This window comes from Streptomyces sp. NPDC014870 (assembly GCF_043081505.1).
Lineage (GTDB): Bacteria > Actinomycetota > Actinomycetes > Streptomycetales > Streptomycetaceae > Streptomyces.
The window spans coordinates 124682-139052 of sequence record NZ_JBIBWQ010000010.1 but is presented as its reverse complement, the minus strand read 5'-3'; the positions used below and the strand labels follow the sequence as shown (position 1 = coordinate 139052).

At 71.4% G+C, this 14371-nt stretch carries 12 protein-coding genes; 5 read left to right on the top strand and 7 right to left on the bottom strand.

Annotated elements, in window-relative coordinates:
- Positions 1 to 16: 16 nt before the first annotated feature.
- Positions 17 to 721: a M24 family metallopeptidase gene (locus ACF09C_RS27450; protein ID WP_392095218.1), complete on the bottom strand. Its 705-nt coding sequence runs from the start codon at positions 719 to 721 to the stop codon at positions 17 to 19.
- 214 nt (positions 722 to 935) lie between these two features.
- On the bottom strand, positions 936 to 2462 hold the full coding sequence (locus ACF09C_RS27445) for a PucR family transcriptional regulator (RefSeq protein WP_392095216.1): 1527 nt from the start codon (positions 2460 to 2462) through the stop codon (positions 936 to 938).
- 336 nt (positions 2463 to 2798) lie between these two features.
- On the opposite strand from ACF09C_RS27445, the gene ACF09C_RS27440 reads away from it, so the two are divergent.
- The 4 genes from ACF09C_RS27440 (at position 2799) to ACF09C_RS27425 (ending at position 6838) form a co-directional block, all read left to right on the top strand.
- Positions 2799 to 3191 carry a molybdopterin-binding protein gene (locus ACF09C_RS27440; protein WP_392095214.1) on the top strand — a complete coding sequence of 131 codons (393 nt, stop codon included), beginning with the start codon at positions 2799 to 2801 and terminating at the stop codon, positions 3189 to 3191.
- A gap of 99 nt (positions 3192 to 3290) precedes the next feature.
- Entirely contained in the window at positions 3291 to 4106 is an 816-nt protein-coding gene (gene modA / locus ACF09C_RS27435) for a molybdate ABC transporter substrate-binding protein (protein ID WP_392095212.1), read from the top strand.
- A 92-nt stretch (positions 4107 to 4198) separates the two neighbouring features.
- Positions 4199 to 6133: an ABC transporter permease gene (locus ACF09C_RS27430; protein ID WP_392095210.1), complete on the top strand. Its 1935-nt coding sequence runs from the start codon at positions 4199 to 4201 to the stop codon at positions 6131 to 6133.
- Between the two features lie 36 nt (positions 6134 to 6169).
- A complete protein-coding gene (locus ACF09C_RS27425; protein WP_392095208.1) occupies positions 6170 to 6838 on the top strand; it encodes a pyridoxal 5'-phosphate synthase in 669 nt (222 codons plus the stop codon).
- Positions 6839 to 6941: 103 nt separating this feature from the next.
- Here ACF09C_RS27425 and ACF09C_RS27420 read toward each other — a convergent pair whose 3' ends face one another.
- Positions 6942 to 7361, bottom strand: coding sequence for a molybdopterin-binding protein (locus tag ACF09C_RS27420; RefSeq protein WP_392095206.1), 420 nt, complete (start codon positions 7359 to 7361; stop codon positions 6942 to 6944).
- A 747-nt stretch (positions 7362 to 8108) separates the two neighbouring features.
- On the opposite strand from ACF09C_RS27420, the gene ACF09C_RS27415 reads away from it, so the two are divergent.
- Positions 8109 to 8882, top strand: a complete 774-nt coding sequence (locus ACF09C_RS27415; RefSeq protein WP_392095204.1) for a class I SAM-dependent methyltransferase — start codon at positions 8109 to 8111, stop codon at positions 8880 to 8882.
- 211 nt (positions 8883 to 9093) lie between these two features.
- Here ACF09C_RS27415 and ACF09C_RS27410 read toward each other — a convergent pair whose 3' ends face one another.
- Genes ACF09C_RS27410 through ACF09C_RS27395 form a run of 4 tightly spaced genes read right to left on the bottom strand, consistent with a single transcriptional unit; the run spans position 9094 to position 14350 of the window.
- On the bottom strand, positions 9094 to 9960 hold the full coding sequence (locus tag ACF09C_RS27410) for a carbohydrate ABC transporter permease (RefSeq protein WP_392095203.1): 867 nt from the start codon (positions 9958 to 9960) through the stop codon (positions 9094 to 9096).
- Complete coding sequence (locus tag ACF09C_RS27405) at positions 9957 to 11285, bottom strand: ABC transporter permease subunit (RefSeq protein ID WP_392095201.1); 1329 nt, start codon at positions 11283 to 11285, stop codon at positions 9957 to 9959. The genes ACF09C_RS27410 and ACF09C_RS27405 overlap by 4 nt, the downstream gene beginning before the upstream one ends.
- A gap of 11 nt (positions 11286 to 11296) precedes the next feature.
- The gene (locus ACF09C_RS27400; protein ID WP_392095199.1) at positions 11297 to 12634 is read right to left on the bottom strand and encodes an ABC transporter substrate-binding protein; all 1338 of its coding nucleotides are present in this window, start codon (positions 12632 to 12634) and stop codon (positions 11297 to 11299) included.
- 45 nt (positions 12635 to 12679) lie between these two features.
- Positions 12680 to 14350 carry a glycoside hydrolase family 13 protein gene (locus tag ACF09C_RS27395; protein ID WP_392095197.1) on the bottom strand — a complete coding sequence of 557 codons (1671 nt, stop codon included), beginning with the start codon at positions 14348 to 14350 and terminating at the stop codon, positions 12680 to 12682.
- Between the last annotated feature and the right edge of the window lie 21 nt (positions 14351 to 14371).

Below are 14371 nucleotides of genomic sequence, written 5' to 3'. Positions count from 1 at the left end.
GCGCGACCGCCGTGCGTCAGACGAGGTCGAGGAGTTGCTTGTGCGTTCCGGCGAAGCCGCCGCACGTGTCGACGAGTCGTATCTCCATGGTCCAATGGGCTCGGAACCCCGCGTGGTCCGTGCGGCGGAGGGGCTTGTTGTTCTCCGGGGCTATGAACTCCTCCCCTCGCGCCGCCGCGCTGGCGTCCTCGGCCGCGGCGCCCGTCGGGCGGCCGACGTGCCACGTGCCCAGATCCCAGCCCGCCTTGAGTGCGAAGGCGCGGACCTCGGCGTGCAGTTGACCGCCTGTGATGTTCTCGTCCCCCCGGAACGTCCCTCGGCCGTCCCTGAACACCCCGTACAGATCCTCGACGAGCCGGCGCTGTCCGGGGTCCTCGCCGAAGGCCACCGTACGGGCGAAGCCGGTCTCGTGACCGACCATCAGCGGGCTGAGATCCACCACCACGAGGTCGTCGACCCCGATCGCTCGATCCGGGATCCGCCGCCCGGTCGGGAGCACCGTGTGAGGACCGGACCGCACGAGCCGCCCCGGGCCCGACAGCATCGGCCCCGCGACCTCCCGGGCGATGCCGCGGATCGCGCTCTCGGCCTCGCTCTCGGAGCGGCCCGGGGTGATCGCGCCCTCCTCCATCGCCCGGTCGAACACGGCCCGCGCCATGCGTTCGGCCTCCAGCAGTCGGAGCACCCGCAGCCGCTCGTCCATCCGGTCGCCTACCGTCATCGCGCCCTTCCTCATCCGGGGTCTCCCACCGCGACGGCCGCCCGGTGACGAGCGGGGCAGACGGTGGTGATACCTGCCTCCTCACATGGCCGGGCCGAACGTAGCACCGGGGAAACGGCCCGATTGAGTGGTCGATCCCCAGAGGATTCAGGCGAGTCGACCCCTGTGACCTTGGTCGAATCACCAGGTGGACCTTCCCCGACGGCAGAGGCTGTCAGCTGCACATCAGTGCCGCGCGCACGTCGAGTCTGTGGTCGAGTCGGGACAGGTCCCGGCCGGTGAGGCCCTCGATGCGCTCGATGCGATAGTGGACCGTGTTCACGTGGAGGTGCAGCGCGTCGGCCGTCCTGGCCCACGAGCAGTTGTGGTCCAGGAAGACCTTCAGGGTCTCCAGGAGCATGGCGCGGGAACCCTGGTCGGCCTGCAGCAACGGGCCGAGCACCGTGTCCACGTACACCCCTCGTACATGGGAGGGGATGCCGGCCAGGAGCGTCTCCAGGTCGGCGAGGTCGGCGAGCCCCGCCACCCGCGCCGTCGCCGGTGCCGTCGCACGGGCCCCGGCCAGTGCGTAGCGGGCCTGGGCGAGGGCGCCGGCGAGTTCGGCCGGGTTGCCGGCGGGGTCGCTGACACCTGCGTGCAGGGCGGCGGCGGGCAGGCAGGCGTGGACCAGCGGCCACACCTCGGCCAGCCGCGCCCGTACGTCGAGGTCGAGGCCCGGCTCATGCGCCAGCACCGCGACGGCCTCGCCCTCCGGACGCGCCGAGAGGGCGAACGCGGCCACCTTCTGATGACCGAGCGCCTCCGCGAGTGCCGCGGCGGCTCCGGGGGCTTCCGTGCTCGCCAGGGCTGCGACCACCACGGTGTAGGTGGCCGCGACCGGGAGGCCGCACGCGCGCAGCGCGTCCTCCAGGCCGTGCACCTCGCCGTGTCCGGCGTTCACCCGCTTCACGAGTTCCTCGTGGGCCTGCTTCCGCGCCGCCCTCTGCTGTTCCTGTCGTCGGCGGTGCCGGCCGAGCAACTCGGCGATCTCGGCCAGAATCCTGGGCGGCACCTGACCGTCCTCCGGCACGTAGAGGTGCCAGGAGTCGAAGACCGTGTCGTCGGCGTCGATGCGCACGGTCGCGCCCTGCCGGCCGCGCAGCGCCTCCGCCGCTCGCGGGGCCGGGAGTTCGGGCGCGGTGGCGGTACGGGCGACCGTCCTGCCGCTGCCCGTGAGGAGATGGCACTCGGGAACGCCGAGGAAGGCGAAGGCACGGTCGAGCAACTCAGCCGCCGGCGCCCCGCGTTCCAGCGCCCGGTCCAGATCCACGCGTACGTTCTCCGGCAGCGCGAAGTGGTCCGTGGGACGGCGGCTGAGCTCACCCCACTGCCGGAGGTAGACGGCCTCGGTGATCGCCCGGAAGGTCGTGTGCGCCGGGACGGCGAGCAGCGCGATCCGGTGCCTGCGGCAGGCGGTCACCAACTCGTCCGGCACCTCGCCGTGCGTCTCCTCTCCCGCGAGCAGGGCCACCGCGCGCGCCTCGCGCAGCGCCGAGACGAACCGGTCCGCCTTCACCGCCCCGTCCTCGCGCCCCCACCACACGAGCCCGCTGAGCACGATCTCGCCCGGCTGCAGGAACCGGGCAGGATCCTCCAGGTCCGTCGCCGTGACGCCGCCGATCTCCTGACCAAGCAGCACCTCTTCTCCCCAGACGAGGGAGAGGTCGAGGCGGTCGAGACGGAGAAGGTGATCGACTTGCATGGGGGCTCCTTGCGTACCTGCGGACCGGACCCGCCTCTCACAATCACAAGGCGAACCCGAGTTTCAGCATCGTAGATGCGAAGGCAATACGGCGAAATATCTCCTAGATCTTCATCCAGAAGATGAGGACCGGGACTGGAGGATCCCCGCGCGTCACAGGCGAACGACGCGGTCAGCGACATCTGGATCGATCGGCCTGCCGCGCACCCGGCGCGTCCGGCAGGTGAGACGGCCGACCCTCGGCTACGTACCTTTCTCCAATGCCACTCGCATCCGCGATGGAGGGTCGCACGGCTTTGTTGCAGATGAGAGCCGAACCGCCCTACGGTGTCGCACATGCAGTCCTACACCATCGGGCAGGCCGCACGGCTTCTGGGCGTGAGCCCCGACACCGCGCGGCGCTGGGCGGACGCGGGCAGGGTCGCGACCCATCGCGACGAGAGCGGACGGCGCGTCATCGACGGCAAGTCCCTCGCCGCGTTCTCCACGGAGATCGCGCAGGGCGGCGGCGAGGACGACGCGTCCTACACCTCGGCCCGAAACGCCTTCCCCGGCATCGTCACCGGCATCAGACTCGGCGACATCGCCGCCCAGGTCACCATCCAGGCCGGCCCCCACCGACTGGTCTCCCTCCTCACCCGCGAGGCCGTCGAAGAACTCGGCCTCGAAGTCGGCATGCAGGCCACCGCCCGCGTGAAGTCGACCAGCGTGCACATCGACCGCACCTGAACCACCCCTCACGCAGCGCCCGCAGACTCCGGCCGCCACCACGGCCCGCCCCTCCCCTGCCGCCGCATCTTTCGCTCGTTCCCAAGGAGTTGGACCCTCATGACCCTCAACGTCGCTCTCACCAGACGCCGTGTCGCCGCAGCCGCCCTCACCGCCGCCCTGCTCGTCCCGCTCACCGCCTGCGGCAACGAGGCCCCCGAGAAGGACACCGCCGGCCCCACCGCCTCCGGTGCGGCGAGCGCCGCGCCCAAGGCGAACCTGACCGTGCTCGCCGCCGCCTCCCTGACCAACGTCTTCAAGACCGCCGGCGCCGCCTACGAGAAGGCCAACCCCGGCACCAAGGTCACCTTCTCCTTCGCCGGCTCCCAGGAACTCGTCGCCCAGGTCTCCCAGGGCTCGCCCGCCGACGTCCTGGTCACCGCCGACACCAAGAGCATGGACAAGGTCAAGAACGACACCGGCACCCCGGCGATCATCGCCAAGAACCGGCTCGTCATCGCCACCGGCGAAGGCAACCAGCACAAGGTCGACGACCTCAAGGACCTCGCCGACACCAAGCTCAAGGTCGTCCTCGCCGCCCCCGAAGTCCCGGCCGGCAAGTACAGCAAGCAGATCCTCGACGCCCAGAAGATCACGGTGAAGCCGGTCTCCCAGGAGCCCAACGTCCGCGCCGTGCTCAGCAAGGTCGAACTCGGCGAGGCCGACGCCGGCCTCGTCTACAAGACCGACGCCGAAACCGCCAAGGACAAGGTCGACGCCGTCGCCATCCCCGACGCGCAGAACGCCATCGCCCAGTACCCCGCCGCCACCCTCAAGGACTCCAAGAACGCCGAGGCGGCCGCCGCCTTCGTCGCCTGGCTCTCCTCCCCCGAAGGCCAGAAGATCCTCCAGGACGCCGGCTTCGAGAAGCCGTAACGTACCCAGATCACACAGATCGTGAGGGGCTGCCCGTACCGGGGGGACGGGCAGCCCCTCACCCCTTGTCCTCACTCTCTGCGGGGTCACCGATGAAACGAGCAGGCGCGCGTACTCCCGGCGCACGTCCCCCTCTCACGCTTGCGCTGCCCGCGTTGCTGGCCGTGGCCTTCCTGACGCTGCCGCTGCTCGGGATCCTCGTACGGACCGAGTGGGGCGAACTCGCCGACCACCTGTCCTCGCCGGGAACCGTCGAGGCGCTCAAGCTGTCGCTCGTCGTCTCCTTCTGGGCGCTGGGGCTTTCGCTGCTGCTCGGAGTGCCGCTCGCCTGGCTGCTGGCCCGGGTCCCCTTCCCCGGCAAGGCGTTCGTCCGTTCCCTCGTCCTGCTGCCGATGGTGCTGCCGCCCACGGTCGGCGGTGTCGCCCTGCTCCTCGCCTTCGGCCGACGGGGGCTGCTCGGGCCGTGGCTGGAGAACACCTTCGACATCACGCTGCCGTTCCACACCTCCGGCGCCGTTCTCGCCGCCACCTTCGTCGCGATGCCCTTCCTCGTCATCAGCCTCGAAGGCGCGCTCGGCGGGCTGCGGCCCAGCTACGAGGAGACGGCCGCCTCCCTCGGCGCCTCGCCGGTACGCGTCTTCTTCACGGTGACCCTGCCCATGGTGGCTCCCGGGGTCATCGCGGGCGCGGCCCTCACCTGGGCCCGCGCACTCGGCGAGTTCGGCGCCACCATCACCTTCGCCGGCAATCTCCCCGGCACCACCCAGACCCTGCCCCTCCAGGTCTACCTGCTCCTCCAGGACGAACCGGAGGCCGCCACCTCGGTCTCCCTGCTCCTCCTCGCCATCGCCATGGGCGTCCTCATCGCCCTGCGCGGACGGTGGACCGGGACCCCGATCGACCGGCCTCGCCGTACCGCTCCCGACGTCGGCACGGACCCGATCGCGGCCGAGGCGACGGTCGACGCCCCCCCGGCCGTGCCCTCCGGGGAACGCTGGTCCCTGCACGCCGAGGTCACCGGCTTCACCCAGCTCACCCTGGACGCCGAGCCAGGCACCACGATCGCCGTCGTCGGCCCCAACGGCGCCGGCAAGACGACGCTGCTCCGCGCCCTGCTCGGCCTCACCCCCCGCGCCCACGCCGACCTGACCCTCGGCGACACCGACGTCACCACGCTCCCGCCGCACCGCAGGCGCGTCGCCTGGGTGCCGCAGGACGGCGCCCTGTTCCCGCACATGACGGCCCTCGCCAACACCGCCTACGGGCTGCGCGCGCAGGGCGTCTCCCGCGCCGAGGCCCGCCGTGAGGCACAGAGCTGGCTCGACCGCCTGGGGGTCGGTCACCTGGCCCACCGCAGACCGACCCAGCTGTCCGGCGGACAGGCCCAGCGCGTCGCCCTGGCCCGTGCCCTGGCGGCCCGGCCCCGGCTGCTGGTGCTCGACGAGCCGCTCGCGGCGCTCGACCAGACCACGCGCGCCCATGTGCGTCACACCCTGCGCTCGCACCTGGCGGGCTTCGCCGGTGTCTGTCTGATCGTCACCCACGACCCCGTCGAGGCCGTGTCCCTCGCCGACCGCGTCCTGGTCCTCGACGAGGGCCGCGCCCTCCAGGACGCCGCGCCCGCAGACGTGACCCGGCACCCCCGATCCCCCTGGGTGGCAAGGATGCTCGGACGCAACGCCTGGCCGGGCACGGCCACGCCGGAGGGCCTCGCGCTCGACGGCGGCGGCCTCCTGGTCGCCACCGACCCGCCGTCGGCCGGTACTCCGGCGCTGGCGATCGTGGCGCCCGAGGCGGTCTCCGTCCACCGCGAGAAGCCCACGGGCAGCCCCCGTAACGTCTGGCCCGGCACCGTACGCGAGATCACTGCCAGCGGCAGTCGGCTGCGGGTCCTGATCACCTCCGAGCAGGCGCCCGACCTCGTCGCCGAGATCACCCCGCAAGCAGCCGCCGAACTCGGCCTCGCCGACGGTGTGTCCGTATGGACCAGCGTCAAGGCCACCGAGCCCACGGTCGTGCCCCTCTGACCCCGGCAGCACCCGTCCGGAGATTGCGAGAACGACATGGCGGAGAGCGGCACCACCAGCGTGCGTGACTGGCTGCGGGGCATCGAGGTGTTCGCCCGGCCGATGCCCGAGTTCGCCACGCACCGTGCGCCGGCCGAGCCCTCGGAGCTGTTCCTCGCGTGGCTGACGGACGCCGTCGAGGCCGGGGTGCCCGACCCGCACGCGATGACGCTGTCCACCGTCGACGAGGCGGGCGATCCCGACGCGCGGGTGCTGATCCTGAAGGACGTCGGTCCCGAGGGGTTCCGCTTCGCGGGCCACGCCGCCAGTCCCAAGGGCGTCCAGCTCAGCGGGACGCCCCGCGCCGCGCTCACCTTCTACTGGGCGGAGTTCGGGCGGCAGGTCCGTGTACGGGGCGCGGTCCGGCCCGCGCCCGCCGACCGTTCGGCCGCCGACTTCCTCGCCCGCTCGGCCACCGCGAGGGCCGAGACGCTGCTCGGCCGGCAGAGCCGCTACCTCGTCGACCCGGACGTGGGCGAGCGGGCGCTGCGGGACAGCCTCGCCCGGATCGAGGCGGAACCGGGGCTCGTCGAGCCCGCCTGGACCCTCTACACCGTCCAGCCGGACGTCGTCGAGTTCTGGCAGGCCGCGGCGACCCGCGTCCACGTCCGGCTGCGGTACGAGAAGGAAGGCTCCGGCTGGCAGCGTCGACAGCTCTGGTCCTGACGCACGGTTCACGCTCCCGGGAGCAGCAGGGGTGCGGGGCCGGACGCGCCGGAGGGCCGCGCTCCCGTGGCGGAGCGCGGCCCTCCCGGGTGCCAGGGGGTGATCAGGCGGAGGCGAGGGAGATCTCGGTCGACTTGATCAGGGCCACGACGGAGGAGCCGGCGTTCAGACCGAGGTCCTCGACGGCGTCCTTGGTGATGGCCGCGGTCAGTTCACCACCGTCGACGGTGACCTTCACGGAGCCCATCGCCCCGCCCGTCGACACCTCGGTGACGGAGCCGGCGAGCTGGTTGCGGATGGAGATGCCGTCGACGGGGCCGGTCGCGAGGGCGACCTCGGTCGACTTCACCAGCGCCTTGACCGCGGAACCCTCGGCCAGGCCCAGGTCCTTGACGGCGTCGGCGGTGATGGCGGCGGTGATGTTCTGGCCGCCGGCCAGGCGCACCTTCACGGACGCCATGGCCTCACCGGTGGTGACGGCGGTGACGGTGCCGGAAAGCTGGTTACGAATGGACAGGGTCATGGAGAACACGCCTCACAAAGCCGGGGAGGAACGGTCGTCACTTCTGTGACCTGCGTCCTCAACGACGCTACCGGAAAGGGAAATACCTTCCGCGAACCGCGTCGCATCCACCAGCCGAATGGACGTCATTCCCTCGCGCATTCCACAGGGGTCTCCCCATTCCTGATCCCGGATTCATTCCCCAGCTGCGAGCGGGGCGTCGACTCTCCGGCAGCTCCCGCACCAGACGCCCACCGCACAAGCGAAATCTCATGGCATTCCCGCCTCGCAGATGTGCCCCTAGGGCGCGCTTCCTCCTCTTGGATGATCGACTGTACGTACACCCCCGAGCGAAGCCGATCTCTGTGGCTGAATCCAATCGCTCTGACGGGGTCGGGCCTGGTTGACTCGCTCGTACCGGTCCAGCGCGGAGGAGTGGCTCTCGCCGCGCCGGGGCAACCGGCCAGGAGGGCCCTGCGCGTCGTTCCGCGATGTCGGCGCGCAGGGGCTCGCCGAAGGCGGCGAGACCACGCGCCCCCTGGAGCACTCCCGTGGACCACTCCCCTGGCGACACATCCAAAGAGCCGAACCACATCTGCGCACTGAACTAGGCGATCGACCAAGCATTCGTGAGCTGATTGCGCTCTGAGAGCAGCATATGCAGGATGGAGTGCGCGGCTGTCGTCGCGGAAGCCGCCGATCAGGTCGCCGACGCGCCGGCCTTGCTTCCGCTCCCGCTGTTCCTGCTCACAAGGCGAGGTAAGGCAGATGACGACACGTTCGCACGACGGTAGCGCCGGCGACGTCGACTACGGCGCGATCGGGTCCGGGTCCACCTACCGCCGGCCCGACGGACGCATCGCCCGACAGATCGCCCAGGCGCTGGGAGCGGCGCGCACCGTCCTCAACGTCGGGGCGGGGGCGGGTTCGTACGAGAACGTCGGCGGCATCGTGACGGCTGTCGAGCCGTCCGCCTCGATGCGCGCGCAACGGCCGACCGGGCTTCCCCGCGCCGTCGACGCCATCGCCGAGGACCTGCCGTTCGCCGACGGCGAGTTCGACTCGGCGATGACGATGTTCAGCGTCCACCAGTGGAGCGACGTGACCGCCGGACTGCGCGAGATGCGGCGCGTGGCCGTCGGTCCCGTGGTGGTGCTGAGCTGCGACCCCGCACTCGTACGGAACTTCTGGCTGTACGCGTACGCGCCCGAGGTCCTCGACACCGAGGCGCGCCGCTACCCTCCCCTCGACGAGATCACCGCCGCCCTCGGCGGGACGGTCACCGTCGAGGCCGTGCCGATTCCGCTCGACTGCACGGACGGCTTCAACGAGGCGTATTACGGGCGCCCCGAGATGCTCCTCGACCCCGCCGCCCGCCAGGCGTGCTCCGCCTGGAGCTTCGTCGACGACGACGCCCGCGAACACTTCGACCGGACCCTGCGCCGTGACCTGGCCTCCGGGTCCTGGGACGAGCGATTCGGCCACCTGCGCACCCAGCCGACGTACGAGGGCTCGCTCGTCATCGTCCGCGCGACGCCCTGACCGTGCCGAGCGCCGCGGGTGCGAGGGCGGCCCCCTGGAACCGTCCGTCGCGCGCGTGGCTGCCGTCCTGCGCGCCGAGGCGCTCGCCACCACCTCCACGGAGCGCCCACCCCGGTGACGGCGAGCCGCCCGCCCGACGCGGTCGCCCGCCCGGCGTCGCCGTCGTCGGCTCGTCGTCCCGGCCCGTACGCCGTGCTCGTCCCCCTCGCCGCTACTTCACCGAGCCCGCCATCACCCCCTGGACGAAGTGCTTCTGGAAGGCGAAGAACACCACGAGGGGGACGACGAGCGACAGGAACGCACCCGGCGCGAGGACGCCGATGTTGCTGCCGAACTGCCTCATCTGGGACTGGAGGGCCACGGTCAGCGGCTGCGACTCGCTGTCGGCGAAGAGCAGGGCCACGAGCATGTCGTTCCACACCCAGAGGAACTGGAAGATCGCCAGGCTCGCGATGGCGGGCCGGCCGAGCGGCAGGATGAGCCGCAGGAAGATCCGCCACTCGCTGCCGCCGTCCAGACGCGCCGCCTCCAGCATCTCCTTCGGGATCTCGGCGAAGTAGTTCCGCAGCAGGAAGACGGCGAACGGCAGGCCGTAGGCGACGTGGAAGAGGATCACGCCCGCGACCGTGCCGAACAGGCCGACCGCGCCGAAGAGTTTGGCCACGGGCAGCAGACCGATCTGCACCGGCACCACGAGCAGGCCCACGACCACGAGGAAGACGGCGTCCCGGCCGGGGAAGCTCAGCCAGGCGAACGCGTATCCCGCGAGGGCCGCGATGCCGACGACGAGCACCGTCGTCGGCACGGATATCAGGACGGTGTTCCAGAAGGCCGTGACGAGACCGGAGTCCGCGAAGAGCGCCTGGTAGTTGTCGATCGACAACTGGGCCGGGTCGAACAGCGAGGTCCACCAGCCGTTCGAGGCGTTGTCCTGCTCCGAGCGCAGCGAGGAGAGGAAGAGCCCGGCGAGCGGGGTGATCCAGACGAGGGCGACGAGGACCAGGAGCGCCTGGACCGCGGAGTTGCCGAGCCATCTGGTCGGTCCGGTACGGGCGTTCGCGCCCGTGTGGCTGCTCATGATCCGCCCTTCCGGAAGCGCCGGATGTTGAAGATCATCGCCGGTACGACGAGAAGGAGCAGCAGCACGCTCAGCGCGCTGCCGAGACCCTGGTCGTTGCCGCCGCCGAAGGAGACCAGCCACATGCGGGTGGCGAGCACGTTGGCCTCTTCCTGCACGGGGCCCGGGGCGATGATGTAGACGAGGTCGAAGACCTTCATGACGTTGATGACGAGGGTCACGAAGACGACGGTGAGGACGGGTGCGAGCAGCGGGACGGTGATCTTGCGGAAGATCTGCCCCTCGGTCGCGCCGTCCACCCGGGCCGCCTCCAGGGCGTCGCGCGGGATGGCCGCGAGCCCCGCCCCGATCAGGACCATGGAGAAGCCGGTCCAGACCCAGAGGTAGGCGCCGATGATGGCCGGGGTGACCAGCGCCGGGCCGAGCCAGTCGACGCCGGCGTACCCGGCGGCGAAATTGGACGCCGGAACCCGCAGCGTATAGGCGCCGTCGCCGAGGTCGGCGAAGCGGAAGGAGCCGTCCGCACCGGTCTCCGCGGACGCGACGACCGAGCCCGCGCGCACCACCTCGACCGTCACGCCGGGAAGGCCGTTCTCCTTCGGGTCGATCCGGCCCTGCCGGCCGCCCGCTCCCGGTGTGAAGTCCAGGTAGACCGCGCCCGAGAGACTCCCGGCCGACGGTTCCGGCAGCCGGGCGGGCATCGCCCCCTTGGGCATGGCCTCGGGCGCGACGCCGACGAAGGGCAGGGCGATGTCGTCGCCGGGCCGGACCTCGACGGTCGTGTACCCCTCGTCGGGGGTGCCGGTCAGCCCCTTCCCTGCACGCGCGCGTGCCGTCGGGTACGGGGACGGTTCGTCGATCGCGTCGTGGACGCCGACGATCGCCGCGTTGAGCACGCCACGGTCGGGGTTCTGCTCGTAGGCGAGCCGGAAGATGATGCCCGCGGCGAGGAAGGACACCGCCATGGGGAGGAACAGGACCAGCTTGAACGCGGTGGCCCAGCGCACCTTCTCGGTGAGGACGGCGAGGACGAGCCCGAGCCCGGTGAGCAGGACGGGCGCGACCACGACCCAGATCGCGCTGTTGCGGACCGCCTTGAGGGTGGCCGGGTCCTGGAACATCTCCAGGTAGTTGTCCCCGCCGACGAAACGGTCGCCGCTCGCGTCGAAGAGGCTGCGACCGATGGAGAACACGACGGGGTAGACGACCAGGGCCCCCAGGAGCAGCAGGGCCGGCAGGACGAAGAGCGCGCCGAGGAGGCGCCTTCTGCGCAGGGCACGGCGCCGCGGGTTGTCCGCGGCGCGTGCCTTCGGAGTACGGGCCATGGCGGGTGGCCTCAGTTCCCGTACGCCTTGGCCGCCTCGGCCTCCAGAGCCGCCGCGGTCGCCTTCGGGTTCGACGGGTCCCGCAGGAAGTCCTGGAGCAGCTTCCACTCTCCGGCGCCCTTGGTGCCGCCGAAGGCCGCGGGGGCCTGGTCGGACATGTCGAAGCGCACCGAGTCGCCGGCGGCGACGAGCGAGGCCGCGGTGGCGCGCGTGGTGTCGTCGGAGTACGCCTCGGGCTTGACGTTCTTGTTCGGGGAGAGGAAGCCGCCCGCCCCGGCCCACACCTCGGCCGCCTCCGGGGTGGCGAGGAACTCCAGGAGCTTCATGCCGGCGTCGGCGTTCTTGGCGTCCTTCAGGACCACCGCCGCGTCACCGCCGCTGACGACGGGCGCGGTGCCCGCACCGACCGCGGGGAACGGGAAGAACTTGGCGTCCACGCCGGGCTTCTTGCCGAACTCGTCCTTCGCGACGCCGCCGACGAAGTCGCCCTCGTAGACCATGCCTGCCTCGGGCTGCGGTCCGAAGACCTTCTCCACCGAGCCGGGGAAGTCGGTCTGCAGGGCGCCCTGGGCGCCGCCGGCCACGAGCTGCTTGTCCTTGAAGACCTCGGCGAGCGTCGTGAGGGCCGTGACGACGCTCTCGTCCGTCCACTTGATCTTGTGTTGGGCGAGCTGGTCGTACTTCTCCGGTCCGGCCTGGGAGAGGTAGACGTTCTCGAACCAGTCGGTGAGCGTCCAGCCGTCCTCGCCCGCGACCGCGAAGGCGGGACGGCCCGAGTCGGCGAGCGTCCGTCCGGCCGTGAGGAGTTCCTGCCAGCTCTTCGGCTCGTTCACGCCGGCCTGGGTCAGCGCCTCGGGGGCGTACCAGATGGTCGACTTGTGGGCGGCCTTGAAGTAGAGCCCGTAGTACTTCCCGTCGACCGTGCCGTAGTTCTTCCAGACGGGGGCCAGGCCCGCGGTGGCGGTCTCGGTGGTCTTCGGGGACAGCGGTGTGAGCCAGCCCTCCTTGGCGAACTGCTGGAGCACGCCGACCTGCGGGACGAGCACGACGTCCGGGGCGTTGCCGCCCTCGATCTTGCTCCCCACGAAGGTGGAGACGTTGTCTCCCGAGGGGACGAAGACGGTCTTGGCGCCGGTCTTGGCGGTGAACGCGTCGAGCACCTTCTTGAAGTTCTTCTGCTCGCTGCCGGTCCAGACCCCGGCGACGGTGACCGTCTTGCCGGCGAGTTCGCCGCCCCCTCCGGCGGCGGGTCCGGTGTCGCCGCCGCAGGCGGTGACGGTGAGCGCGAGGGCGAGCGCCGTGGTGACGGTGGCGGTGGTACGGAGGGCTGTGGTGGCGGGTCGTCTCATGATGACGGTCCATCCTTCCTTGGGGAGCGGGCGGGGCGGGCAGGGTCAGGGGGTGTCGACGGACCACCAGGCGGCGGTCGCTCCGGGAAGCTCGCCCGGTGGGCAGGGTCCGCTCGCGAGAAGCGGCGCGCCGGGCACCGGGGCGGGGACGGTCTCGGAGCCGAAGTTCACGGCGCAGACCAGACCGTCACCGCGCGCCATGGCGAGCACCTGCGGCGGCGCCTCCAGCCAGCGCAGCTCTCCTTCCCCCAACTGCGGTAGTTCACGCCGGAGTTGGAGCCCCTCGCGGTAGAGGTGCCAGAAGGAGCGGGTGTCGGCGAGGGCGCGGTCGGTGGCGTACTCGGCGAACCACTCCGGCTGCGGCAGCCAGGGGCGGGCGCCGGTCGCCCCTTCGCTGAAGCCGAACGGGGAGGCCTGGCCGGACCAGGGCAGCGGGACGCGGCAGCCGTCCCTGATCCGGGCGCGGCTTCCGGTGCGGTGGAAGATGGGGTCGGTCAGGACGTCGTCGGGCAGGTCGAGCACCTCGGGCAGTCCGAGCTCCTCGCCCTGGTAGACGTAGGCGGCGCCGGGCAGCGCCAGCATGAGGAGGGCCGCCGCCCGGGCCCGCGCGGAGCCCACGTTCTCGCAGCCGGGGCCGCCGGCGTAGCGGGTGACGGTGCGGACCTGGTCGTGGTTGTTGAGGACCCAGGTGACCGTGGAGCCCGTGCCCGCGATGTCGCGCAGGGCCTCGTCGATGACGGCCCGGAAGGCGTTGGCGTCCCAGGGGGCGCTGAGCAGGTCGAAGAAGAACGCCTGGTGCAGCTCGTCCGGCCGTACGTACAGGGCGTGTTCGCGCGCGCTCGGTACGGACACCTCGCCCACGAGAAGACGTTCGATGCCGTCGCGCGCGGTGTACTCCTCGCAGATCGCGCGCCAGCGGCGCCACACGTCGTGGACCTCCGGCTGGTTCCAGGCCAGCGGGTTGACCGAGTCACGGGTGCGCTCGTCCGCCGTCGGGTCGTCGGAGTCCGGGAGTTCGGGGTGCTTGAAGAGCCCGGCGGCCACGTCGATACGGAACCCGTCCACACCGCGGTCGAGCCAGAAGCGCAGCACCTGCTCGAAGTGGTCGCCGACCCGGCGGTCGCGCCAGTTGAGGTCCGGCTGTTCGGGGGTGAAGAGGTGGAGGTACCACTCCCCCGGCGTGCCGTCGGGTTCCCTGACGCGGCTCCAGGCGGGACCGCCGAACATGGCGTGCCAGTTGTTCGGCGGCAGGTCCCCGTTCGGCCCGCGGCCGGGGGCGAAGTGGAACCGCGACCGTGCTCGGCTCCCCGGTCCGTCGGCCAGCGCCTCGCGGAACCAACGGTGCTCGGTGGAGCAGTGGTTGGGGACGATGTCGATCAGCAGCTTGAGTCCGAGCCGGTGGGCCTGGGTGACCAGGTGCTCGAACTCGGCGAGGTCGCCGTAGACGGGGTCGACGCCCTGGTAGTCCGCGACGTCGTAGCCGTGATCGTGCTGGGGCGAGGGGTAGAACGGGCTCAGCCAGATGCCGTCGACGCCCAGCTTCCGCAGGTACGGGAGCCCGGCGCGGACTCCGGCGAGGTCTCCGACACCGTCCCCCGTGCTGTCGAGGAAGCTGCGGACGTAGACCTGGTAGATCACCGCGTCCCGCCACCAGGGGGCGGTGGCGGAGCGGGGGTGGGGAGGGCGGCCGGCATCGGCCGCAAGCGTGCTGAGCATCTCGCGTCGACCTGTCTGCAG